This is a genomic window from Budvicia aquatica DSM 5075 = ATCC 35567, assembly GCF_000427805.1.
GTDB classification, from domain to species: domain Bacteria; phylum Pseudomonadota; class Gammaproteobacteria; order Enterobacterales; family Enterobacteriaceae; genus Budvicia; species Budvicia aquatica.
In genome coordinates this window covers 20,185-45,434 of record NZ_ATYS01000016.1, presented here as the reverse complement: position 1 = coordinate 45,434, position 25,250 = coordinate 20,185, and the positions used below count along the sequence as shown (strand labels likewise).

25 protein-coding genes are annotated in these 25,250 nt (G+C 46.6%); 20 read left to right on the top strand and 5 right to left on the bottom strand.

The features are described 5' to 3' along the window. Positions 1-2 precede the first annotated feature (2 nt). The 20 genes from lnt to lipA all read left to right on the top strand — a co-directional run bounded on the left by lnt (position 3) and on the right by lipA (position 20,579). Complete coding sequence (gene lnt / locus YWE_RS0107660; protein WP_029093998.1) at positions 3-1,535, top strand: apolipoprotein N-acyltransferase; 1,533 nt, start codon at positions 3-5, stop codon at positions 1,533-1,535. 540 nt (positions 1,536-2,075) lie between these two features. Next, positions 2,076-2,972 (top strand): glutamate/aspartate ABC transporter substrate-binding protein, encoded by an 897-nt coding sequence (locus YWE_RS0107655; protein WP_029093997.1) that lies wholly within the window; start codon positions 2,076-2,078, stop codon positions 2,970-2,972. 97 nt (positions 2,973-3,069) lie between these two features. Continuing rightward, positions 3,070-3,807: an amino acid ABC transporter permease gene (locus tag YWE_RS0107650; RefSeq protein WP_029093996.1), complete on the top strand. Its 738-nt coding sequence runs from the start codon at positions 3,070-3,072 to the stop codon at positions 3,805-3,807. A 2-nt stretch (positions 3,808-3,809) separates the two neighbouring features. Continuing rightward, a complete protein-coding gene (gltK, locus tag YWE_RS0107645) occupies positions 3,810-4,490 on the top strand; it encodes a glutamate/aspartate ABC transporter permease GltK (RefSeq protein ID WP_029093995.1) in 681 nt (226 codons plus the stop codon). Further along, positions 4,490-5,215 (top strand): amino acid ABC transporter ATP-binding protein, encoded by a 726-nt coding sequence (locus YWE_RS0107640; RefSeq protein WP_029093994.1) that lies wholly within the window; start codon positions 4,490-4,492, stop codon positions 5,213-5,215. The genes gltK and YWE_RS0107640 overlap by 1 nt, the downstream gene beginning before the upstream one ends. Positions 5,216-5,363: 148 nt before the next feature. Then, the gene (locus tag YWE_RS0107635) at positions 5,364-5,981 is read left to right on the top strand and encodes a hypothetical protein (RefSeq protein WP_036015448.1); all 618 of its coding nucleotides are present in this window, start codon (positions 5,364-5,366) and stop codon (positions 5,979-5,981) included. 220 nt (positions 5,982-6,201) lie between these two features. Continuing rightward, entirely contained in the window at positions 6,202-8,784 is a 2,583-nt protein-coding gene (leuS, locus tag YWE_RS0107630) for a leucine--tRNA ligase (protein ID WP_029093992.1), read from the top strand. A 14-nt stretch (positions 8,785-8,798) separates the two neighbouring features. Then, positions 8,799-9,365, top strand: coding sequence for an LPS assembly lipoprotein LptE (gene lptE, locus YWE_RS0107625; protein ID WP_029093991.1), 567 nt, complete (start codon positions 8,799-8,801; stop codon positions 9,363-9,365). Then, positions 9,362-10,393: a DNA polymerase III subunit delta gene (gene holA / locus YWE_RS0107620; protein WP_029093990.1), complete on the top strand. Its 1,032-nt coding sequence runs from the start codon at positions 9,362-9,364 to the stop codon at positions 10,391-10,393. The genes lptE and holA overlap by 4 nt, the downstream gene beginning before the upstream one ends. After that, positions 10,386-11,048 (top strand): nicotinate-nucleotide adenylyltransferase, encoded by a 663-nt coding sequence (gene nadD, locus YWE_RS0107615; protein ID WP_029093989.1) that lies wholly within the window; start codon positions 10,386-10,388, stop codon positions 11,046-11,048. Before holA ends, nadD begins: the two co-directional genes overlap by 8 nt. Before the next feature lie 337 nt (positions 11,049-11,385). Then, the gene (gene rsfS / locus YWE_RS0107610; RefSeq protein ID WP_029093988.1) at positions 11,386-11,703 is read left to right on the top strand and encodes a ribosome silencing factor; all 318 of its coding nucleotides are present in this window, start codon (positions 11,386-11,388) and stop codon (positions 11,701-11,703) included. A gap of 3 nt (positions 11,704-11,706) precedes the next feature. Continuing rightward, a complete protein-coding gene (gene rlmH / locus YWE_RS0107605; protein ID WP_029093987.1) occupies positions 11,707-12,177 on the top strand; it encodes a 23S rRNA (pseudouridine(1915)-N(3))-methyltransferase RlmH in 471 nt (156 codons plus the stop codon). A 23-nt stretch (positions 12,178-12,200) separates the two neighbouring features. Then, the gene (gene mrdA, locus YWE_RS0107600; protein WP_029093986.1) at positions 12,201-14,102 is read left to right on the top strand and encodes a peptidoglycan DD-transpeptidase MrdA; all 1,902 of its coding nucleotides are present in this window, start codon (positions 12,201-12,203) and stop codon (positions 14,100-14,102) included. A gap of 20 nt (positions 14,103-14,122) precedes the next feature. Next, the gene (gene mrdB, locus YWE_RS0107595) at positions 14,123-15,235 is read left to right on the top strand and encodes a peptidoglycan glycosyltransferase MrdB (protein ID WP_029093985.1); all 1,113 of its coding nucleotides are present in this window, start codon (positions 14,123-14,125) and stop codon (positions 15,233-15,235) included. A 10-nt stretch (positions 15,236-15,245) separates the two neighbouring features. Beyond that, positions 15,246-16,403, top strand: a complete 1,158-nt coding sequence (gene rlpA / locus YWE_RS0107590; protein ID WP_029093984.1) for an endolytic peptidoglycan transglycosylase RlpA — start codon at positions 15,246-15,248, stop codon at positions 16,401-16,403. Positions 16,404-16,531: 128 nt separating this feature from the next. Next, positions 16,532-17,758, top strand: coding sequence for a D-alanyl-D-alanine carboxypeptidase DacA (dacA, locus tag YWE_RS0107585; RefSeq protein ID WP_029093983.1), 1,227 nt, complete (start codon positions 16,532-16,534; stop codon positions 17,756-17,758). A gap of 120 nt (positions 17,759-17,878) precedes the next feature. Continuing rightward, positions 17,879-18,142: a DUF493 family protein YbeD gene (gene ybeD, locus YWE_RS0107580; protein ID WP_029093982.1), complete on the top strand. Its 264-nt coding sequence runs from the start codon at positions 17,879-17,881 to the stop codon at positions 18,140-18,142. A gap of 256 nt (positions 18,143-18,398) precedes the next feature. Beyond that, positions 18,399-18,824, top strand: a complete 426-nt coding sequence (locus tag YWE_RS0107570; RefSeq protein WP_029093981.1) for a VOC family protein — start codon at positions 18,399-18,401, stop codon at positions 18,822-18,824. Positions 18,825-18,952: 128 nt separating this feature from the next. Continuing rightward, entirely contained in the window at positions 18,953-19,621 is a 669-nt protein-coding gene (gene lipB / locus YWE_RS0107565) for a lipoyl(octanoyl) transferase LipB (RefSeq protein ID WP_029093980.1), read from the top strand. Beyond that, positions 19,614-20,579 carry a lipoyl synthase gene (gene lipA, locus YWE_RS0107560; protein ID WP_029093979.1) on the top strand — a complete coding sequence of 322 codons (966 nt, stop codon included), beginning with the start codon at positions 19,614-19,616 and terminating at the stop codon, positions 20,577-20,579. The genes lipB and lipA overlap by 8 nt, the downstream gene beginning before the upstream one ends. A gap of 95 nt (positions 20,580-20,674) precedes the next feature. Here lipA and tatA read toward each other — a convergent pair whose 3' ends face one another. From tatA to YWE_RS0107535, 5 genes are all read right to left on the bottom strand, one after another. Further along, positions 20,675-20,872 carry a Sec-independent protein translocase subunit TatA gene (gene tatA / locus YWE_RS0107555; RefSeq protein ID WP_029093978.1) on the bottom strand — a complete coding sequence of 66 codons (198 nt, stop codon included), beginning with the start codon at positions 20,870-20,872 and terminating at the stop codon, positions 20,675-20,677. A gap of 124 nt (positions 20,873-20,996) precedes the next feature. Beyond that, complete coding sequence (locus tag YWE_RS26885; RefSeq protein WP_036015443.1) at positions 20,997-21,404, bottom strand: hypothetical protein; 408 nt, start codon at positions 21,402-21,404, stop codon at positions 20,997-20,999. Further along, positions 21,394-22,731 (bottom strand): phosphatase PAP2/dual specificity phosphatase family protein, encoded by a 1,338-nt coding sequence (locus YWE_RS0107545; protein WP_029093977.1) that lies wholly within the window; start codon positions 22,729-22,731, stop codon positions 21,394-21,396. Before YWE_RS0107545 ends, YWE_RS26885 begins: the two co-directional genes overlap by 11 nt. Before the next feature lie 101 nt (positions 22,732-22,832). After that, entirely contained in the window at positions 22,833-24,593 is a 1,761-nt protein-coding gene (locus YWE_RS0107540; RefSeq protein ID WP_029093976.1) for a bifunctional alpha/beta hydrolase/class I SAM-dependent methyltransferase, read from the bottom strand. Next, positions 24,590-25,231: a lysophospholipid acyltransferase family protein gene (locus YWE_RS0107535; RefSeq protein ID WP_029093975.1), complete on the bottom strand. Its 642-nt coding sequence runs from the start codon at positions 25,229-25,231 to the stop codon at positions 24,590-24,592. The genes YWE_RS0107540 and YWE_RS0107535 overlap by 4 nt, the downstream gene beginning before the upstream one ends. Positions 25,232-25,250: the final 19 nt, after the last annotated feature.

Sequence of the window (25,250 nt, the reverse complement as noted above, 5' to 3'; positions counted from 1 at the left end):
ATATGGCTTTTGCCCCCTTATTTAATCGCCAGTGGACTCGCGTTCTGCTGGCGTTAATTTTAGGTGCCTGCGGAACATTGTCGCTGGCACCTTTTGACTTCTGGCCTGCTGCCCTTATTTCACTGTGTGGGCTTTTAGGCTTAACGCTAAACCGCTCACCAAAACAGTCAATGACCATCGCTTTCTTCTGGGGTCTTGGGCTATTTGGCTCCGGCATTAATTGGGTTTATGTCAGTATCGACCAGTTTGGCGGGCTGCCAATGCCTATCAGTATCGGACTGGTGGCATTACTTGCGGCTTATCTGTCACTGTACCCGATGCTTTTTGGCTGGTTATTAGCTAAATTCTGGCCTAAATCCTCTGTCTGGCGCCTGGTCATTGCGGCGCCGGCCCTGTGGCAAATAACTGAATTTCTGCGTGGTTGGGTTTTTACCGGCTTTCCGTGGTTACAGTTTGGCTATAGCCAAATCGATGGGCCGCTGAAAGGTATCGCTCCTATTCTGGGGGTTGATGGCATCACTATGCTGTTAATCGCCATCAGTGGCTTACTGGTTTTAGCCGCCAGCACTAAGCGAATTTTTCCGCTAGTCATTGCGGCTGTTTGCATCTTAGCGCCTTGGCCGTTAAAGCAAATACAATGGGTGACTGAACAACCGGACCGGGCTGTCGATATTGCATTGGTACAGGGTAATATTGCTCAGTCATTAAAATGGAATCCTAACCAGCTTCAGCCTACGCTAGATGCATATGTCGATGAATCCATTCCTTATCTTGGTAAATCACGCATTGTTATTTGGCCGGAAGCCGCGATCCCCGATATTGAAATGCGGCAATCTGCGTTTCTGAATCGTCTGGACAACGCATTCCGCCAAAATAATACCAGTCTGATTACCGGCATTATTGATTATCGCAGCCGTGCCGAAGGTGCTGATTATTACAACACCATGATTGTATTAGGTAATGAAACGCCTTATGACTACGCCGGAACCAATCGCTATAACAAGCATCATCTGGTTCTGTTCGGAGAATACGTTCCGTTTGAATCTATTCTTCGGCCACTGGCTGCATTTTTTGACCTGCCGATGTCATCAATCAGTGAAGGTGAATATCGTCAGCCACCGGTGAGTGCCTCCGGATATAACATCACCAGCGTAATTTGTTATGAAGTGATTATCGGCCAGCAGGTCAGAGATAATTTTACCCGTGAAACTGATTTCTTATTAACCATCTCTAATGACGCCTGGTTTGGTGATTCTATCGGTCCATGGCAGCATTTTCAGATGGCCCGTATGCGGGCGCTTGAGCTAGGTCGCCCGATGCTGCGCAGTACCAATACCGGCGTAACAGGCGCGATTGATGCTCAGGGTGAAGTTATTGCAAAACTCCCACAGTTCAAACGTGAAGTTTTAAACGTTAAGGTTACACCAACCACCGGAATGACCCCTTATGCAACCATGGGTGCATTACCTATGTGGTTAATTACCCTAATATTGGTCGGCAGCGCTTTGTTCTTTTCCCGCAAAAATAACAAATAACCTTTCCGTGATTAACCCTCTGACCATCAGAGGGTTAATTTTCAGCAGAATAGGCATCATCACTGAGTAGCCTTTTAGCCCGTATTGTAAATCCATTATTAATCTCTAACTTCAGAGTCGATATCGGTAGATCATCTATCAGCCGCCAGCCAGCATTCCCCTCGTTAATCCCAGTGACATTTGGTTTAAAGTAGCCTCGTCTAATACTTATATTCATTTAAACAACTATTTAACATATCAGAGACTTGGCACGTACCTTGCTAGATATTTAGTGAGGCGGACAAAAATAGACAGATATTCCTGAAATTTCTGACCGTTAAAGATAAGACGCACTTTCCAAGTGCAAAGTCGCACCAAAAAGGGGCGGAGATGTGAAACCGCTCACTAATGGTGCAAATTGTAGGTAATCAAAGTGTTGAATATTTTACATATGCACAGCATTAATCTACATTTTAATTACATCATTAGCGGCAAAAGGCGCTGGCTAATGGGAAATAACGCTGTCACAACATTATATTGATAACAATGAAGGAGTAAGTCATGCAATTACGTAAGTTGGTACTACCGTTAGTTTTAATGGGTCTGACAAGTACTGCGCTTCATGCTGAAGATCTGAATGGTACCTTAAAGAAAATAAAAGATAGCGGCGTGATCACCGTTGGTCACAGAGAATCTTCAGTTCCTTTCTCCTACTATGATAATCAACAGAACGTTGTCGGTTACTCACAAGATTACTCAAATCTGATCGTTGATGCGGTTAAAAAGAAGCTCGATATGCCTAACCTTCAGGTTAAGTTGATTCCAATCACCTCGCAAAACCGTATCCCGCTATTACAAAACGGGAGTTTCGATTTTGAGTGTGGATCAACCACTAACAACGTTGAGCGCCAAAAGCAGGCTGATTTCTCGAATACCATTTTTGTGGTTGGTACTCGCCTGTTAGTTAAAAAGGGATCTGATATTAAAGATTTCCCTGATCTAAAAGGTAAAAACGTTGTTGTGACTTCAGGAACCACTTCAGAAGCGTTACTGAATAAGCTAAACGACAGCGAAAAGATGGAAATGCGCATCATCAGTGCTAAAGACCACGGTGATTCCTTCCGTACCGTTGAAAGCGGCCGTGCTAGCGCATTTATGATCGACGATGCTCTGTTAGCCGGTGAAAGAGCTAAATCCAAAAAACCTGATGACTGGGTTATCGTCGGTACCCCTAAATCCTTTGAAGCTTATGGCTGTATGTTACGTAAAGACGACGCTCAGTTTAAAGCCTTACTGGATCAAACTATCGCCACCGCTCAAACTACCGGAGTGGCAGAAAAATCTTATGACAAATGGTTCAAACAGCCTATTCCACCAAAAGGTCTGAATATGAACTTTGACCTTTCTGATGATATGAAAAAACTGTTTAAAGCACCTAACGATAAAGCCCTGAACTAGCAGAGTTACATCGCATTATAGGCTCTAGAGATTAGCGACCCTTACCTCTGTTTGAGGTAAAGGTCTGCTAATAAAAAGAAAAAATAAGGGCTAAGTTATGTTTGGAAACTGGAACTGGGGAATATTCTTAGAGCAGGCCCCGTTTGGAAATACTACTTATCTGGGATGGCTTTGGGCTGGCGCTCAAGTCACTGTAGCACTGTCCGTTTGCGCATGGATTATTGCGTTTGTACTGGGATCGCTGTTCGGCATTTTGCGTACCGTTCCTAACCGCTTCCTTTCAGCAATAGGAACCCTATACGTCGCCTTATTTCGCAACGTTCCGCTAATTGTACAATTTTTTATCTGGTATTTATTGGTACCCGAATTATTACCGACCTCAATTGGTGACTGGTTTAAAGGTGATTTAGACCCAAATGTACAGTTTTTCGTGACTTCCATTTGTTGTCTGGGCGTGTTTACCGGAGCCCGTGTTTGTGAGCAGGTAAGAACGGGGATTCAGTCCTTACCTCGTGGCCAAAAGAGTGCAGCACTGGCGCTGGGGTTAACTTTACCGCAGGCTTATCGCCACGTTATGTTGCCTAATGCCTATCGCATTATTATCCCGCCGTTGACCTCTGAAATGCTAAATATGGTGAAGAACTCCGCCGTTGCATCAACCATTGGTCTGATTGAACTTTCAGCACAAGCCAGCAAGCTGCTGGACTACTCCGGCTACGCCTACGAATCATTCTTGGCCATTACCATCGCTTACGTCATTATCAATATTGTGGTAATGCGACTGATGAAACTGGTTGAGAAGAAGACACGTCTGCCCGGTACATTTGGAGGATAATGATGCTTGAATTTGATTGGAGTACGATAATTCCGAGCATGCCTTACCTTCTTGAGGGTATGTGGGTTACGTTAAAAATAGCCAGTTTCGCTATCGTATTTGGTATTCTTTGGGGAACGGCTCTGGCGATTTTCCGTCTCGCACCCCCACCGTTTGGCTGGATCAGGGTTATCGCCGCGGCATATGTCAATACATTCCGTTCGGTACCCTTGGTCATGGTATTACTCTGGTTCTACCTGATTGTTCCTCAGATTTTACAAAAATTTCTGGGACTGTCACCACAGACGGATATTCGCTTTATCTCTGCCGTTATCGCCTTCTCACTGTTTGAGGCCGCCTATTACTCGGAAATTATCCGTGCCGGTTTACAGAGCGTTTCAAAAGGCCAAAACTCAGCGGCCCTTGCTTTAGGTATGACGCCATGGCAATCCATGAAGCTGATTATTCTACCGCAGGCATTTAAAGCGATGACCCCGCTGCTGTTGACTCAGGGTATCATCCTGTTCCAGGATACGGCGTTGGTTTATGTTATCGGTCTGGCAGACTTCTTCCGTAGTGCAACTAACGTTGGTAAAAACTACGGTACCGAAACAGAGATGGTGTTATTCGCCGGTTTCGTCTACTTTGTCATTTGTCTATCAGCTTCACTACTTGTAACTTATTTAAAGAAAAGGACAGTTTGATGATTTCCTTAAAACATGTTTCTAAATGGTATGACCGTTTTCAGGTGTTGTCAGATTGCACAACTGAAGTAAAAAAGGGCGAGGTTGTTGTGGTATGCGGCCCTTCCGGTTCAGGTAAATCTACGCTGATTAAAACGGTGAATGGTCTCGAACCTATTCAGGAAGGCACTATTTTAGTCGATGGTATTGCCGTTAATGATCCAAAAACCAACTTAGCTCAGCTTCGTGCCCGAGTCGGTATGGTATTCCAACACTTCGAACTATTTCCTCATCTGTCAATCATTGAGAACCTAACGCTGGCACAGGTAAAAGTACTCAACCGCAGCAAGTCAGAAGCGGAAAAGAAAGGCTTAGCCTTGCTAGAGCGCGTTGGCCTTTCCAGCCACGCTCATAAGTTTCCAAGCCAGCTTTCTGGTGGTCAGCAGCAGCGTGTTGCTATTGCCCGAGCCTTATGTATGGACCCGATTGCAATGCTGTTTGATGAGCCAACCTCAGCGCTTGACCCGGAAATGATCAACGAAGTTCTCGACGTTATGGTTGAGCTGGCTTATGAAGGCATGACCATGATGGTTGTAACGCACGAAATGGGCTTTGCCAAAAAAGTAGCACACCGGATTCTGTTTATGGATGAAGGTAAAATCGTTGAAGATACTAAGAAAGACGATTTCTTTAATAACCCACAGTCCGATCGGGCAAAAGATTTCTTGGCTAAAATTCTTCACTAAAATCCAGACAGGTTCCGTCTCAGCGGCGGAACCTGTTTATCAGTACTAAAATCAACAGCACAGAATGCCCCTCCTATTTTTCTCGCTTTGGTAGACTCCCGTCACACCGTTTCACTCCCTTTATCTATTGGTCAATAGTCATACTGTTATGCAAACTGAGCTACAAACCCTTCTTCGGGCAATCAAACAATTCTTAATCTATTCTCTCGCGGCGTCAGTCGCCATTGGCATGCTGTGCTTAGACGTCACGTTAACCGGTAATCAGTTCGGCGAATACTCTGGCGTACAAATCACTCAGGAACTGATGTTGCTGAGTGTAATAATATTATTTTCCATTCTGGCAATAAAAAGGCCTGAAATCCGCCAGTCGAGCATTCTGATTGCCGGATTCTTCGGATGTATGTTTATTCGCGAACTCGACAGCTTTTTCGATCTGATTAGCCACGGTTTCTGGATTTATCCGGCACTTGCCATCACGGCAGTCTGTCTTATTATGGTTTCATTCAATATCAGACAAACCCTGAAGCAGCTTGCAGAGTACACTCGCTCCCCCAGCTATGGCTTCATGATCGCAGGGCTGGTCTGTATTCTGGTATTTTCACGCCTGTTCGGTATGAAATATATTTGGTACGGATTGGATCCTGAACACTCTAAATACCTTCTGTACCACATTAAAAGTGCCGTTGAAGAAGGTACTGAATTATTTGGCTACTCCCTCTGCTTTATCTCAGCCTTCTACTACCGTAGTGAAATAGGCAAAAAATAATTTTTCTGCCGCTGTGAAAGACAATAAATAACCAATAACTTCATTTTTATAATGATTATTTAGTATAAAAACGCATTCCATGGCTTTAGAGTATTGTTGCGGCTAGCGCTTATCGGCTATCCTATGGGGATCTATTTCCCATATGCAGATAACGGCTGTTGTTGCCGACTCTGGTAGCTTCATATAGCCATATTTATAAACAGAAGGACGATACGTCGCCATGCAAGAGCAATACCGCCCGGAAGATATCGAATCTCACGTACAGAGCCACTGGCAAGAAAAACAAACCTTTCAGGTCACTGAAGATCCGAGCAAGGAAAAGTATTACTGCCTTTCCATGCTGCCTTATCCTTCAGGGCGACTCCACATGGGCCACGTTCGTAACTACACCATCGGTGACGTTATCTCCCGTTATCAGCGCATGCAGGGCAAAAACGTATTACAACCTATCGGCTGGGATGCCTTCGGCTTACCGGCTGAAGGTGCTGCGGTAAAAAATAATACTGCACCGGCTCCGTGGACCTATGAAAATATCGAGTACATGAAAAACCAGCTCAAATTATTGGGTTTTGGTTATGACTGGAGCCGTGAATTTGCCACCTGCGATCCTGATTACTATCGTTGGGAACAGTGGTTCTTTACCAAGCTGTATGAAAAAGGTTTGGTCTATAAAAAGACATCTGCGGTTAACTGGTGTCCTAACGACCAGACCGTATTAGCAAATGAACAAGTGATTGAAGGCTGTTGCTGGCGCTGTGATACGCCGATTGAGCGTAAAGAAATTCCACAGTGGTTTATCAAAATCACCGCCTATGCCGATCAATTGCTCAACGATTTAGATACGCTGGAAAGCTGGCCTGAGCAGGTTAAGACCATGCAGCGTAACTGGATTGGCCGTTCTGAAGGCGTCGAAATTAAGTTTTCTATCGACGGTTCTGACGACTCATTGTCAGTCTATACCACTCGCCCGGATACCTTTATGGGGGTGACCTATGTGGCTATTGCCGCGGGTCATCCGTTGGCTGCACAGGCGGCGGTAAACAATCCTGTATTAAGTGATTTTATCGACGAATGCCGTAATACCAAGGTTGCCGAAGCCGAAATGGCCACCATGGAGAAGAAAGGCGTTGCCACCGGTATGTACGTGATTCACCCACTAAGCGGCGAAAAAGTCGCTATCTGGGTCGCTAACTTTGTGCTGATGGAATACGGCACGGGTGCGGTTATGGCCGTTCCGGGTCATGACCAACGTGACTGGGAATTCGCCACTAAATATAATCTGCCAATTAAGCCGGTTATTCTTGCTGCTGATGGCTCACAACCTGAGATTCATCAGCAGGCGATGACTGAAAAAGGCGTGCTGTTTAACTCTGGCGAGTTTGACGGTCTTGATTATGAAGCCGGTTTCAATGCTATCGCTGACAAGCTAGTGGCACTCAATTTGGGTGAGCGTAAGGTTAACTATCGCCTGCGTGACTGGGGTGTTTCACGCCAGCGTTACTGGGGTGCTCCGATTCCAATGATGACACTGGAAGACGGTACTGTTGTTCCGACGCCAGAGGATCAACTGCCAGTCATTCTGCCTGAAGATGTCCATATGAACGGCATCACTAGCCCGATTAAAGCAGACCCTGAGTGGGCTAAAGCAACCTATAACGGCCAACCAGCCCTGCGAGAAACGGATACCTTCGATACCTTTATGGAATCGTCTTGGTACTATGCCCGCTACACTTGCCCACAGTATGACAAAGGCATGCTGGATCCGGCGGCGGCTAACTACTGGCTGCCGGTCGACCAGTATGTAGGTGGTATTGAACATGCCATCATGCACCTGATGTACTTCCGCTTCTTCCATAAGCTGATGCGTGACGCAGGCCTGGTTAATTCTGATGAACCCGCGAAACGCTTACTGTGTCAGGGTATGGTATTAGCCGATGCTTTCTACTATACCGCTGATAATAACGAACGTATCTGGATTTCACCGAACGACGTTATTACCGAACGTGATGATAAAAATCGCATCATTAAAGCCTTCGATCAAACCGGCCGTGAACTGGTTTACTGCGGCATGATTAAAATGTCGAAGTCGAAGAACAACGGCATTGACCCGCAAGAAATTGTCGAGAAATACGGTGCTGATACCGTTCGCCTGTTTATGATGTTTGCCTCACCGGCTGAAATGACGCTCGAGTGGCAAGAGTCAGGTGTTGAAGGTGCTAACCGATTCCTTAAGCGCGTATGGCGTTTAGCCTATGACCACGTATCTAAAGGCAGCACCCAGCCATTAGACGTAGCCAGCCTGAATGAAGAACAGAAGTCACTGCGTCGTGACCTGCATAAAACCATCGCCAAAGTGAATGATGATATCGGACGTCGTCAAATCTTTAATACTGCTATTGCGGCCGTTATGGAGTTAATGAATAAATTAACCCGTGCGCCACAGGAGTCTGAACAAGATCGTGCTCTGATGCAGGAAGCGCTATTGGCCATCGTTCGCTTGCTTTATCCGTTCACACCGCATATTTGCTTTGAGCTGTGGAGTTCGCTCAACGGCCAAGGCGATATCGATTTAGCCCCATGGCCGGTAGCCGATGAGGCTGCGATGGTTGAAGATGCTAAACTGGTTGTTGTTCAGGTTAATGGTAAAGTCAGAGCAAAAATTACCGTTCCTGCTGATATTACCGAAGAGCAAGTCAAAGCTCTGGCTACTCAGGAAGCGCAGATTGCTAAGTACCTGGATGGTGTCACTATCCGTAAAGCTATCTATGTACCCGGAAAACTTTTGAATCTGGTTGTAGGTTAAGCCAAGGAGCATATGTGCGACATCCTATAATAACGGCAATTCTTGCGCTGGCAGTCTTAGTGACTGCCGGATGCGGTTTTAATTTACGCGGTACCACCAGCGTACCCGAAGGATTGCAAACCTTAATTCTGGACAGTTCCGATCCCTACGGGCCATTTACCCGTGCGGTTCGCAGCCAGTTACGCCAAAGCGGCGTCACTATTGCTGATGACGCTGCCCGTCAGGATATTCCATCCCTGCGGTTATCCGGTGAAAGTACAGGTAAAGATACCGTTTCTATCTTCCAGAACGGAACTACCGCTGAATATCAAATGGTAATGGAAGCCCATGCTCAGGTGATGATTCCGGGCCAAGGCATCTACCCTATCAGCGCTAAAGTTTTCCGCTCATTCTTTGATAACCCGTTAACCGCGTTAGCGAAAGATGCCGAGCAGGATATGATCCGTCAGGAAATGCGTGAACAGCTAGCCCAGCAGTTAGTACGTAAGCTAATTGTGGTTCAGGCAACGGAAAAGCCGATGTCAGATGCAGAGCTTAAAGAGGCCAGCGAACCCAAAACTGGCGGTCAAATCACTCGATGATTCGACTCTACCCAGAACAGCTTAATGCGCAACTCCAGGAGGGGTTGCGCAGTTGTTATCATCTTTATGGCAATGAACCGCTGTTACTGGAAGAAAGCCAAGATGCCATCCGGCATTTAGCCTCTCAGCAAGGATTCAGTGAAGTTTTTGCTTTTGAACTCAATCAGCAAACCGATTGGGACGTTATTTTTAGTGAATGTCAGGCTCTTAGCCTCTTCTCTAGCCGAAAAATATTTATTCTTCAGTTTCCCGAAAACGGTATTAATGCCGCTCTCGCAGAACAACTTACCAAGCTCAGCACCCTGCTGAACCCTGATATCTTGCTAATTTTGCGCGGCCCAAGGCCGACTAAAGCGCAAGAGAACAGCGAATGGTTTAAAGCGCTAAGTAATAACAGCGTGTATGTCAGTTGCTTAACCCCGGAACAGGCCCACTTACCCCGTTGGGTTGCTCAGCGTGCCAAATCGCTGAAGCTGGTTATTGATGACGCTGCCATACAGTTAATGTGTTACTGCTATGAAGGTAACCTGCTGGCGCTGTCTCAGGCACTTGAACGCTTATCGCTCCTCTATCCTGATGGCAAACTGACCCTGCCCCGGGTTGAACATGCGGTGAATGATGCGGCCCATTTCACGCCATACCACTGGCTTGATGCCATTATGGCCGGTAAAACTAAGCGGGCTCTTCATATTCTTCATCAGCTCAGGCTGGAAGATACTGAATCATTGATTCTGATACGTACGTTACAGCGAGAACTGCTTCAGTTGTTACATTTACAACGTCAAATGCAACAAACGCCGCTAAGAACACTATTCGATCGGCAAAAGGTATGGCAAAATCGGCGCCCTTTGTTAACCCAAGCATTACAACGTTTGACGGCATCTCAACTTACCCAAGCCGTTGCGCTACTGACTCAGCTTGAACTAACAATTAAGCAAGACTTCGGCCAGTCAATCTGGGATGGTTTAGAAAGTCTTATGATGCTGCTTTGCGGCAAACCGTTACCAGAGGCGCGTTTAGATGTCTGATGGGTTTAAAAACAATCGGGCTATCCATGCCTTTTTTGGTGGTACCTTTGATCCTATTCACTATGGCCACCTACGACCGGTTGAAGCCCTCGCTCAAGAAGTCGGCCTCCAGCGTATTACGCTGCTGCCCAATCACGTTCCTCCTCATCGTCCGCAGCCCGAAGCCAATGCGCAACAGCGGTTGCATATGGTTGAGCTTGCGATAGAAAATAATCCATTATTATCCGTCGATGAAAGAGAGCTTCACCGCACAACCCCCTCTTATACCATTGATACTCTGGAAGAGCTTCGTACTGAACGTGGAGCAGAAAGGCCAATGGCCTTTATTATTGGCCAAGATTCGCTGCTGACGCTGCATTACTGGCATCGCTGGCAATCGCTGCTGGACTATTGCCATCTATTGGTCTGTGGCCGTTCAGGCTACGCTGACAGGCTGGATACGCCTGAGTTAGAACGCTGGCTGGAACAACACCGCACAACCGATGTCAATGCGCTAAAACAACAGCCTAACGGACTGATTTATCTGGCTCATACTCCATTGCTGGATATTTCAGCAACGGATATCCGTCAGCGTAAACGTAACGGAATTAACTGCGACGATCTCTTGCCTGAAAATGTACAACGCTATATTGAACAGCAAGGTTTGTATCTTTAAAGGCTGAAATAAGGCAACTTGATGACATCGGGGCTTTAACTAACTATCACCGGCTATCGTGTCTGAATTTGCTTTCCCGCAGTATGACCTCAAAATCCACGTCGTTAACTTAACGTCGTTATAAAAAACACAAATGAAACTTTCTAACCCTTTAAGCATCAGAGTTAATGCCATTAACCTCAGAGTTCGTGATATCATCGCTGGCTGCAAAACGTTAATCAGAAGCACTATCGGTAATCTATACCATGCCGGCAGCGCAATAATGAGTAAATAATAAATTATTGTATTCTGATAACCACAATAGACTGATATTAAACATTTAATTAAGGGTGAACCTTTGTACGGAAAAGAACTCCAAGCATTTGTTATTGATAAACTAGAAGATCGTAAGGGTCAGGACATTATTGCTATCGATGTGAGTAAAACATCCAGCATTACTGACTGTATGATTATCTGTACCGGCACATCGAGCCGCCATGTCGTCTCTATTGCCGATCACGTTGTTCAATCTGCCCGTCAGGCCGGAATGATGCCTTTAGGCGTTGAAGGTGAAGGCGTTGGTGATTGGGTTGTTGTTGACCTCGACGATGTTATCGTCCACGTATTACAGGCCGATAGCCGCCAGTTATATGAACTCGAAAAGCTCTGGAGCTAATGAGTGAAACTGCAGCTAATCGCAGTCGGAACCAAAATGCCCGATTGGGTTCAAACCGGATTTACCGAGTACATGCGCCGTTTTCCTAAAGATATGCCTTTTGAGCTGGTAGAAATACCGGCAGGAAAACGGGGTAAGAATGCCGATATAAAGCGAATTCTGGAAAAAGAAGGCGAACTGATGTTAGCCGCTATCGGCAAAGGAAACCGGATTGTCACGTTAGACATCCCCGGCAAGCCTTGGGAAACCCCGGTGTTGGCCCAACAGTTAGAAATCTGGAAACAAGATGGGCGTGATGTCAGCTTGCTGATTGGTGGACCGGAAGGCTTAGCACCCGCGTGCAAAAGTGCAGCGGAACAAAGCTGGTCCCTTTCACCGCTTACGTTACCTCATCCATTAGTACGTGTATTAGTAGCAGAAAGCCTCTATCGCGCATGGAGCATCACTACAAATCATCCGTATCATCGTGAATAGTAATTGAATGAAATAGCCTCTGGATGAAAAAAGAACGCAACGCCTTCCGTGATCACACGGCAGAATCAGCCCTGTTTATACGCCGTGCACTGGTTGCAATTATCGGCGTACTCATACTTATCGCTATTTTAATTGCTAATCTCTACAACATTCAGATCAAACGCTTTGAAGATTACCAGACACGATCGAATGATAACCGGATAAAACTGGTTCCTATTGCCCCTTCCAGAGGCCTGATCTATGACCGTAACGGCGTAGCTCTGGCTGAGAACCGGACCATTTATCAGCTTGAGCTGGTGCCTGAAAAAGTCAGCGACCTGAAAGATAAAATCGAACAGCTTCGTACCGTTGTCGATCTTAATGATGATGATATTGCTAACTTTACTAAAGAGCGTAAAAATTCCCGCCGCTTTACGCCCATCGCCTTAAAAACAACGCTGACTGAATTACAGATCGCTCAGTTTGCCGTGAATCAATACCGTTTCCCCGGCATTGAAATTAAAGGGTATCAACGCCGCTATTATCCTTATGGCGCAGCCCTGACTCACGTTGTCGGCTATGTTTCTAAAATTAATACCCAGGACTTAGAGCGTTTGGCTGCCGCAGATTTATTGCAGGATTATTCAGCAACGCACGACATCGGCAAGCAAGGTATTGAAAAATACTATGAAGAAGTATTACACGGTAAGCCCGGCTATGAAGAAGTTGAAGTTAACAGCCGCGGTCGCGTGATCCGCCAGCTCAACGAGCAACCGCCTCAGGCAGGCAAAGATATCTATCTGACGATTGATTTAAATCTGCAGAAATACATCGGCGAACTACTGGGCAGCCGCAGGGCGGCAGTGGTTGTCAGCGATCCTCGGGACGGCGGTATTTTGGCCATGGTTTCCAGCCCGAGCTATAACCCTAATATGTTTGTTGACGGCATTGGCTACGCGGAATATCAACGACTGTTAAACGATCCGGACCGCCCGCTGATTAACCGGGCAACTCAGGGCACCTATCCTCCGGCATCCACCGTAAAACCGTATATTGCCGTTGCTGCATTATCCGATGGTGTTATTACCCCTAAAACCACGCTGTTTGATCCGGGGTGGTGGCAACTGCCAAATACCGATAAACGCTACCGCGACTGGAAGCGCTCCGGCCACGGCCAGCTTAACGTTACCCGTTCACTTGAAGAGTCGGCCGATACCTTTTTCTATCAGGTGGCCTATGACATGGGTATCGATAAGCTATCCAGTTGGATGAGGCGCTTTGGCTACGGCGAATACAGCGGCATCGATATTTCAGAAGAGTATCCGGGCATTATGCCTACCCGCGAATGGAAAATGAAACGCCATAAAAAGCAGTGGTATCAGGGCGATACCATCCCAGTCGGCATCGGCCAGGGATACTGGACGGCAACGCCAATTCAAATGTCAAAAGCCTTGGTTACCCTGATTAATGATGGCTTAGTTAAAACACCACATTTACTCAGCAGCACAAAAGTTAACGGCAAACTGGTCCCCTACCAGCAGAAAGAAAATACCCATATCGGAGATATTAATTCCGGATATTGGGAAATAGCCAAAGACGGCATGTATGGAGTGGTTAGCCGGCCTAATGGTACAGCCCGCCGCATCTTCGCCGGTACACCGTATAAAGCAGCGGGTAAATCAGGTACGGCACAGGTGTTCGGCTTAAAGAAAAATGAAGTTTATAATGCGAAGAAAATTTCTGAACATTTGCGAGATCACGCCCTGTTTATCGGATTTGCGCCTTATGACAATCCTAAAGTTGCCGTCTCAATGATTTTAGAAAACGGCGGCGGCGGCGGCGGTAATGCCGGTCCGATTGTACGTCGTATACTCGATCATATTTTATTAGATGACCAGAATACCGCGCTACCTGAGCTTAATACCTTACCCAATGAAGGTGACTGATTGTGGCTGATAAATAACCAATGAGCGATAATAAACAAAAACCTACCATATGGACCAAAATCCATATCGACCCGATCATGATGTTTTTTCTACTGACGCTGCTCGGCTACAGTTTCTTTGTCTTATGGAGTGCCAGCGGACAAGACCCGGCCATGATGGAGCGCAAAATAGGACAAACGGCGATTGGGATGGTGGTTATGCTCACCATGGCTCAAATTCCCCCTAGGGTGTATGAGAACTGGGCGCCTTATCTCTACATTTTTAGCGTTATTTTACTGATTTTGGTCGACGTTTATGGCCAGATAAGTAAAGGTGCTCAACGTTGGTTAGACCTTGGCTTTGTTCGGTTTCAGCCATCTGAAATTGCTAAAATAGCGGTTCCACTGATGGTAGCCCGCTATATCAATCGCGATTCCTGCCCGCCATCCCTGCGTAATACAGGTATCGCTCTGGTCCTGATATTCTTCCCGACGCTGTTGGTTGCCGCCCAGCCCGACCTCGGAACATCCATACTGGTTGCCGCTTCCGGATTATTTATTTTATTCTTAGCCGGAATGAGCTGGCGACTGATTCTGGTTGCCGTCGTCGCCCTGTCAGCCTTTATTCCGATACTCTGGTTCTTCCTGATGCATGAATACCAGCGAATGCGGGTCATGATGCTGCTGGATCCGGAAAGCGACCCGTTAGGCGCGGGTTATCATATTATCCAGTCAAAAATTGCTATCGGATCCGGTGGACTATGGGGCAAAGGTTGGCTGCACGGAACCCAGTCACAGCTTGAGTTTTTACCCGAACGTCACACCGACTTTATTTTTGCCGTACTGGCAGAAGAGTTAGGGTTAATCGGCGTACTGGCGCTATTAGCCTTGTATCTGTGCGTCATTATTCGCGGGTTCGTTCTGGCGGCTAATGCGCAAACCAGCTTCGGTCGAGTGTTAATCGGCGGAATCATGATGATTCTTTGTGTGTATGTTTTTGTCAATATCGGTATGGTCAGTGGTATTTTACCGGTAGTTGGCGTACCTTTACCCTTCATTAGCTACGGCGGCTCAGCACTGATTGTGCTTATGGCCGGATTGGGTATCGTTATGTCGATTCATACCCACAGAAAGTTGTTATCGAAAAACGTATGAGGACAGTTTAATGCGCAAACAGTGGCTATGGATTAGTATAATGGGATTGCTGCTTACGGCTTGTGAATCAACTACGCCGCCAACCAGCACGCTTCCCCCGCTTCCGCATTCCGGCCCGGCAACTGAAATTAGCGGCGTAGAACCCCGTTATGAACCCTATAATCCCGGCACCATGAAGGATTACAAGGTCAACGGCAAAAACTATCGCATTGTGACTAATCCGGCAAACTTCAGTGAAGTCGGTTTAGCTACTTGGTATGGTCAGGAACTACACGGCAATAAGACGGCGTTAGGCGAAATATTTGATGCCAACGAATTAACGGCTGCCCACCCTACATTACCGTTGCCAAGCTATGTTCGCGTCACCAACTTAAATAATAATCGCCAATTAGTGGTGAGAGTTAACGATCGCGGGCCATTTACCCCGGGTAAAATTATCGACCTGTCTAAAGCGGCGGCCGAACGTTTAAACGTGACCAGTCAAACTAAAGTACGACTTGATGTGATTATTGTTGCCCCGGATGGCACGCTATCCGGCCCGGGAACCATAGGTACAGAGATCGCTAAACAGACCTATGCCCTCCCCGACCGGCCGATGCTGGGCGCACCCGTTACCGCTGTGGGCGCAAATTCATTGGCCCCGGCGCAGCAATCAGAGCCGGTGAATATTCCGGCCCAGCCAGACAATAACGTTGCGATTCCGACACCGGCACCAGATGCACAACCATTAACGCTTGCGGCTCCACAACAGGAGCCCCATGTTAACGTACCGGCCAAGCCTGATAACAGCGTTGCTATTCCAACTCAAGACAATCAGTCATTGTCTCTGAGTGCGCCGGTTCAGGAAGAAAAGGTCAACCTGCCGGCAAAGCCTGATGCAAATGTTATCGTACCTGCACCCGTTACACAGGACAATGCCACAACGGCATCTGCGGCAACTTCAGGCTATGTCGTACAGGTGGGTGCGCTGAATGACCGTCAGCGCGCTGATGAGTTACAGAAAAAGCTCAGCGACCAATTAAAAGTTCCCGGCATGGTATCAACCTCCGGAACATTTTATCGGGTACAGCTAGGGCCATTCAGTACCAAACAACAGGCTCAGGATTTGCAACAGCGCTTATCCGAGCAAGGTCAACCTAATACATTTATTACCGCTACCCCGCTATAACGGCTAGGCAGTCTTTATAGCGGCAACGATAAAATTTCGCAGTACCCATGATGTTGGGTGCCCAACGCTTCGCCACCTGATATCATGTGGTCGTTATTAACTTTTTTACGGATATTGTTGTCCCGATGATGAAACAGACTCTCTCTTCAAAAAAATTCAGCCACCCATTGTTAAAAAGCATGACTCTCGGTGCACTCATCGCCCTAAGCGCAACCTCTGTGGTAAGAGCCGATGATGTGAATCTTAAAACGATGATCCCGGCCGCCCCGCAAATTGATGCAGAAGCCTATTACCTGATGGACTACAACTCAGGAAAAGTACTGGCGGAGATGAATGCGGATATCCGCAGAGAACCGGCCAGCCTGACTAAAATGATGACCAGCTATGTTATTGGTCAAAGTATTAAAGCCGGGAAAATCCATTTGGATGATACCGTGACCATCAGCAAAGACGCTTGGGCTACCGGTAATCCTGTATTCAAAGGTTCGTCCCTGATGTTCCTGCAATTAGGCGCTCAGGTAAAAGTCTCTGAACTTAATCGCGGAATCATTATTCAGTCAGGTAATGATGCCTGCGTGGCTATGGCTGAACACGTTGCCGGCAGCCAAGACTCTTTCGTCGGCATGATGAACAGCTATGTTAAATCGCTGGGCCTGCAAAATACCCACTTTGAAACAGTCCATGGCTTAGATTCACCGGGCCAATATAGCTCAGCGAAAGATATGGCGTTGATTGGTCAGGCACTGATCCGTGATGTTCCTGAAGAATATGCCGTTTATAAAGAAAAAGAGTACTACTTCAACAATATCAAGCAGCCGAACCGTAATGGTTTACTGTGGGATACCAACTTAAACGTTGACGGAATTAAAACCGGCCACACCGACAAAGCTGGCTATAACTTAGTGGCATCAGCGACTGAAGGTAATACTCGGCTGATCTCCGTGGTGATGGGTGGACGTACCTTTAAAGGCCGTGAAACTGAAAGCAAAAAACTGTTAACCTGGGGTTTCCGCTTCTTTGAAACAGTCGCGCCATTACAAGCCGGTAAAGAGTTTGCTTCTGAACCGGTATGGTTCGGTGATACCGACCGCGTTCAGTTAGGCGTTGATAAAGATGCTCACCTGACTATTCCTCGCGGCCGCTTAAACGACCTGAAAGCCAGCTATACTTTAACTAACGCTGAAATCAGTGCTCCATTAACCAAAGGTCAGGCCGTTGGTACCATTAACTTCCAGCTGGATGGCAAAACCATCGAACAACGCCCGCTGGTTGTCCTGAATGAAGTTAAAGAAGGCGGATTCTTCAGCCGTTTGGTCGACCATATCAAACTGATGTTTCATCGCTGGTTTGGCTAGTCGCCCTTGAAAAATGCAGTTTAGTCACCATATATATTGGTAACTGCCAAAGTAGCTCCCGTCAGTACGGGAGCTATACTTTTATTTGGCGATATTATTTTTTATTTTGTTGGAGCCACCATGAAAACTAACCTGAAAGAACTGCTCGAGTTCCCCTGCTCTTTTACTTACAAAGTGATGGGTGAAGCAAAACCTGAGTTAGTTGAACAAGTAGTTGAAGTGGTACAACGCCATGCGCCCGGTGATTACACCCCACAGGTAAAACCGAGCAGCAAAGGAAACTACCACTCCGTTTCTATCACGATTAATGCCACTCATATTGATCAGGTCGAAATTCTGTATGAAGAGTTAGGCAATATTGAAATTGTGCGTATGGTGCTGTAATTATTTCTTACAGCAATTACACACGTCGAAAAACCGGATAGCACCATTATCCGGTTTTTTTATATCTGTTTGCGCCTGTTTTTTATCCTGATAGTTAAAGAGAAATCCGTCTCTTCCCTCCGCATTCATTTATGACTACCCCCATCGCTCTACTGCTAGATAACAGCACCCGACTCATCCCTGTTGCGAAGCAGCCAATCCGAACTATGCTTGAGATCTGACGGGTTACTGACGCTGAAAGAAAGAGGACAGACATATGGAATTACAAACCTATCTGTTTTTTGACGGTAATTGTGAGGAAGCACTAGAATTTTACCAACGCAGCATTGGTGCCGAAGTCACCGTAATGATGCGATATAAAGACTCTCCGGACCAATCATCAGGCCCGATACCCGATGAATGGCAAAACAAAATCATGCATGCCAATATCACTATAGGCAACTCTCAGTTTATGGCCTCTGACGGGCAGTGCGATCATAATCTTGATCACCTAGGTTTCCACGGTTTTAGCCTATCGCTAAATGTTAAAGATAGGGCTGAGGCTGAACGCCTGTTTAAGTCTCTCTGCGCAGGAGGGAAGATCAGTATGCCCTTCCAAAAAACGTTTTGGTCCAGCGGTTTCGGTACCTTGACCGATCGTTATGGCGTAGGTTGGATGGTCATGAGTGATATAGAGTCATAGCCGCTTCGGTCTTTTATTATTCACGACTTTGGTTATCTAAACCGGCCTATGGATTAAATAGGCCGATTTAATCTGGTGGTATCTTCTCACGGTGGGTATAATAGCTATACCATTTCCGTAACGTTATGATGACCTACTTGCAACAAGACACCATTATATTGCGCCAACTTGGGTTACAGCCTTATCTCCCGGTATCCCATGCTATGCATAGTTTTACCGATCTCAGAGACTCATCTACCCCCGATGAACTGTGGTTGGTACAGCATCCAAAGGTCTTTACCCAAGGGCAGGCGGGTAAAGCTGAACATGTGCTTGCAGCAGGTGATATTCCGGTTATTCAGAGCGATCGCGGCGGCCAAGTGACTTATCATGGCCCCGGACAGCAAGTTATGTACATCATGATTGACCTAAAGCGTAAAAAGATTGGCGTTCGAGAGTTAGTTACCCATCTTGAACAAACCGTCATTAAAACGCTGGCACATTTTGATATACAGGCGCAGGCCCGACCCGATGCGCCCGGTGTTTATGTTAACGGTGATAAAATTTGTTCGTTAGGGCTTAGGATCCGCAAAGGATGTTCATTCCATGGACTCGCCCTCAACGTTGATATGGACTTAGAGCCGTTTAACCGTATCAACCCCTGTGGCTATGCCGGATTGCAGATGACCCAGATGAAGCAACTTGTCGAAACCAGCACCATCGATAATGTTCAGCCAATCCTAATTCAGGAATTCACACAATTACTCGGCTATCAACAGCCTGAGACTGGTTATTGGAATCTTAACGACTATGAGTAAACCAATTCTAATGGAACGCGGCATTAAGTATCGCGATGCAGATAAGATGGCACTGATACCGGTAAAAGCGGTAGAGTCCGATCGCCAGACAATGCTACGTAAACCTGAATGGATGAAGATCAAATTACCCGCAGACTCCACTCGAATTCAGGGAATCAAGGCCGCTTTACGCAAGAATGGTCTGCATTCAGTCTGCGAAGAAGCCTCCTGCCCCAATCTGGCTGAATGTTTTAACCACGGAACGGCCACCTTTATGATTCTAGGTGCCATCTGTACGCGTCGTTGTCCTTTCTGCGACGTTGCTCACGGACGCCCTATTGCCCCGGATGTTAACGAACCAGAAAAACTGGCTCAGACTATTCAGGATATGGCCCTGAGATACGTGGTCATTACTTCCGTTGACCGTGATGACTTACGTGATGGCGGAGCTCAACACTTCGCCGACTGTATCAGTGCAATCAGAGCTAAAAATCCACAAATCAAAATTGAAACATTGGTACCTGACTTCCGCGGACGTATGGATCGCGCATTGGATATTCTCACTGCAACGCCACCGGATGTATTCAACCATAATTTAGAAAATGTCCCGCGCATTTATCGCCAAATTCGCCCGGGTGCTGACTACAACTGGTCGTTGAAACTGCTCGAACGCTTTAAACAAGCGCATCCCGACATTCCCACTAAATCAGGGCTTATGGTTGGTTTAGGTGAAACTAATGAAGAGATTATCGCCGTTATGCGTGACCTGCGGGCCCACGGCGTGACGATGCTGACATTAGGACAATATTTACAGCCAAGCCGCCATCACCTGCCAGTCCAGCGCTATGTGAGCCCGGCAGAGTTTGATGAGATGAAAGCCGAAGCAATGGCCATGGGCTTTACGCACGCTGCCTGCGGACCTTTCGTTCGCTCCTCTTATCATGCGGACCTGCAGGCTAAAGGCGAAGAAGTTAAATAAGTTGGTGTATCCATATATGTAACCAGCGCAAAAACAAGAAAGGCGTGCATAGCACGCCTTTCTTATTGATAGATAACTATCAGCCTAACTGAATATTACTTCTTATTTTCAACCTGAGGAGCCGGAGTTTCAGAATGGGCATCAGACGGCGGAGTATCGCTATCCATTGCTTTTTTAAACCCTTTTATTGCTGCACCCAGATCGCTGCCTAAAGTGCGAAGCTTATTAGTACCAAACAGCAACACTATCAATGCACCGATAATTAACAGTTTTGTAATACTTATGCCAGCCATATAAACCTTCTTACTTTTGTTTGCCGATTGCTCGACGCAATTAACCCTACTTTCTTTGTACGATAAATACTGTTCAACCACAATTTTGAAATGTAACAGATTAAAACAATCGAATCTTATCAACTCAGAAGCGACTGACCGCCACAGACAATATTATGATTAACCACTGCACAAGTAGTGCAATACCACCAAATCGAAGCTGCCCTCGCGCGCCAATCCAGCGAGATGTCAGGCTGCGAGTATTATCACCATTCTTATTCCATAGCATATTGATCGCGGTATCAAAACTGTGACTTTCAGTTGGAGATTGGTAAAGGATGCCGAACAATCTACAGTCCAACCATAGCCGCCAACAAAAATATTGGCACAATATTCCAAACGATAAGCTCAGTAGAAATAACAAGGTAACGCTATCACCAAACAGAAATAGCATTAAAGAACATAGCATGCCAAATAGTGACAATCCGGCCAGATAGCGCCAGCTGTTTAAGGTCGCAATCAGCACCTTGCCGGCAACAATATTATCCAACATCTCGGGCCCCCGCAGAATATTGACTAACCCATTGATTCAGAACATCACGGTGAGAGGTCCTGAAGATAACGCCCGGCCTTGCCTTGCGTATTATGGCAATTGATTCATCCACGCTACTGGCATAATGTTGCTTAATCAACCAGGCTGCCACGACGATCGCACTGCGAGATAACCCCAGAGCACAATGGACCAATACGACCCCTGCTGGCTTTAACTGATTTAACGCCAATACAGCCCGTTCTAAGGCTTCAACATCCGGAGCGAGTAAATCCATCTGCGGGCAGGCTTGATAGCTCAGTGGCGCCGCATAACGGCTCTTTTGCCATTCTGATGTCATATCAAGAACAGCATCAGCTAACAAATGGTGGCGCGGATAGCTCCCCAGCAAAACGCCGGAAACCACTTCACTCACTCGCTCATTCTTGGCACTGAAATAGAGAAATGAACACCATGCACCTAACTGATAAGGCGCCAATAATATTCTGGCTGACGGTGATATACGCCCCGACGGTGATTTTTGAAATATGCTGCTGCCCAGTCCGACATACCCCAATGCAACCATCAGTAACGCCATCGCCGGCCACAATAATAGCCAATATCCTCCGCCAAACAGCCATCCGCAAAGCGTGAGCATTGCTGAACCTAGCAAATAGTAACCCGCTAAACGGCGGGCAAAGGGATCTTTACTCGGTTGCCATTTCCATCGGGAAGCTATGGGTAATACGTAGCTAACCAGTACTCCGGCAAACAGACCGGTGACAATATCAATAAAATGATGCTGCCAGGTGGTTAATACCGAAATGCCGATCAGGGCAAACCAACCGTGTAATAACCAACGCCATTTTGTTGCCACGTGAGGATAAAAGCGCAGCCATAGAAGCCACAGTAAAATGATGTGCAATGACGGCGCTTGATTATAAGGCAAATCAAACATTTCAAGCTGCTGGAATAGCCACCCAAACGGGCCGTCTGTCACCGGTCTGACAAAGCTAAAACGTAGCGGAAAGATTAAAAAGCCGGCACATGCCACTAGCGATGCTAAAGCCAAACGACAGCCATGGACCATCAATTCACGACGGGTAGTACAAATAAACAGAGAAATGCCATATAACAAATCGATGCTCCAGTAAGGAACAATGGTCCATGGCCAAAATGGAATGGATGATTCCCAGCTGAAAACCAACGTAGAAACATCATCGCGGGTCGCCGTAAACTGGTTAACTTGTCCATAAGTCAAAAAAAAGTATGGCGCTAAAAAAAGCAGCCACACAAACGCTATCGTCCAAAGCCGACGGCGGGAGTCCATATTCTGTAATCGTTGATTCATCCGGGACACTCAATCATATTTGGCGACAGTTGCTGTTATATAAACACGACAGTCTGCAGGGCGTATTATTTGCTTAATACGCCCTGATTAAAGGCCAAAAGTTACTTAACACGCCTAGCAATTGAAACGCTAAAAATGCCCCAATCATCAATTAATTGAACCTGTTTCACAAAGCCGGCCCGTTCAACCATGCTATCCATTTCACCCTGAGTCCGTCGACGCATGACCCAAGGCTTGCCGCTTTGGTGGCTGGTCAAAGATCGGGCTATCATCTCCAACTGGGGGTGCCATGGCTGACCGGTATAAACCAGGAGCCCGCCAACAGGAATAGCATCCGATAACCCCATCAGTGACGCCTGTACGTTTTCATTTTCCGGAAACAGCTCATAGAGACCGGAAACAATCCCTAATGTTGGTTTAGGATCTAACTCAGCCAGGCTTTGCCGATCAAAGGCATTGCCCACCACAAAGTTAGCTTTATCGGTCAGATGCCTTTCGGCGATCATCTTTTGCCCCTGTTCAACATTCAGCTCGCTATAGTCTCTTAATAAAATAGAATCTATATCTTGTGCATCACCGATGGCGTCAAGAACATAGCGCCCATGGCCTGCGGCAATATCAACAATACTCACCGGCATATTACGCGACTTAAGTTCTTCGATAGCCTGGCGAATGAGTTTCTCTATATTGACTTTTCTCTGGCGAATTCCCCGCCAGCCAATGCTATTAAGATACTGCTTATCAATAAAGCGCCCTATCGGGCCTTTGCCCTGCGGATGATTACGGTAAACATAGTCCAACGTACTCCCGGAATCGAACCCGGTTTCAAAACCAATTTCAACGCCTTTAGAAGCCTTGCCCAGGGTCGCCATTCCGGAGGTAAGGCCTTTATAGTAATAACGTTTAATAGAATAGTGAGGCAACGGAGCCTGCAGGTCGCGATATTCATCTGCGGTATAGCTCCAGCGATCCTCATCAGAGTAGTCATGGCGTACCGGCGGGATGGAAAATAGTTTATCCATAAAGGCTTTGATTTTCTCAAATGCCAGATGGCGGTCCTTCTCCCCTAAGGTATCGTGATAAAAACCACCCAGAATATGTTTTTCTTTTAAGTTGGTATTTAAGCGCTGATAAAAGTCATGTTGAGGTTGATGGTGAACGACATAATCATCACCAGAAATCAGTAACTGAACGGGTAATGTAATGGCGGCGGCATCAGCAACAATGCGTTCTGAGGTGGTATACAGCTCACGTAAAATATTAACTGCAATCGCCCGAGTAATTAGCGGGTCTTGATTAAATGAGGCAACCCGCTCCGGGTCGTGGGTCAGGTATTTCCCTTTCACATATGAGTTGATATAAAACAGACCGCGAAACTTATGCATCACACCCAGACCGGCTCTGGCAAACGGCACGTATAGCTTCACTTTAAATGCCGGAGACGCCAGGATTAGGCCTCGAATTTTAGGGGCGTAATCATGGGCCCAGGTTGCAGCCAGAACGGCGCCGACGCTTTGAGCAATGACAACGATATTTTCTAACGCAATGCCGCTATCTTGAGAAACATAGCGAACAAACTCATCCATATCCTGAACGGAGGTTCCTATACTCGGACTATAGCCACGCGGACCGGCCGTTTTACCATGACCTCGGGCATCCCATGCATACATAGGAACGTCGGGCATGCCAAGTTCATCAACAATATGCTGCAAACGACCTGAATGCTCATGCCCGCGATGAAACAAAACAATCGCTTTATCTGGCGTTCCCTGTTGTTGGGGCCAACAACGATAAAATAGTTCGGTATCGTCAGACGTTTTGAATATCCCTTCGTTTGCTTTACGCAGTTCAGACAAACTCATTTTTCTCTCCCTAAAGATGCATTATTTTGTAGTAGCTCAAAACGTTGCTTTAAATCCGTTATAAACGTTGTTTTATCTGAGCGACAGTAAACAGGTTCATCAATATGAACATCAACAAAAAAAGGTACCGGTATCCACTGACCCTTTCCCATAGCCCGACCTAATCCATGCAGAAAGACCGGGGTAACCGGCACTTCCGGAAACTGCTGGCATAGAAACCAAAGGCCTGACTTAAATTCTGATAATTTTTCTGGCTCACCGCGAGTTCCTTCAGGAAAAAGAATCAATATATTTCCCTGACGGAGAGCATCGGCACAGCCGGCTAACGGATCGTGATGTTGAAGATCGCCCCCGCGTACCACCGGAATAATGCCCACAACCCGAGTAGCGAACCACGCTAACAATCTATTCTTTAAAAAATAGTCAGCCGCAGCGGCCGGCTGGACTCTATCAACCATCGACAGTGGAAAAAGCGTCAGCAGCGTTAATAAGTCTAAGTGGCTATTGTGGTTGGCTATAATAATGCCCGGTCCTTTCCTTGGCAGATTTTTACGGTTAGCCACCGAAACCCCTAGCCATGCCAGTACCACCGGATAAGCCACCAAAACGACAAACATTCGACGAAGAAATCGGTTCATTCTCGTTACTCCAAATCCG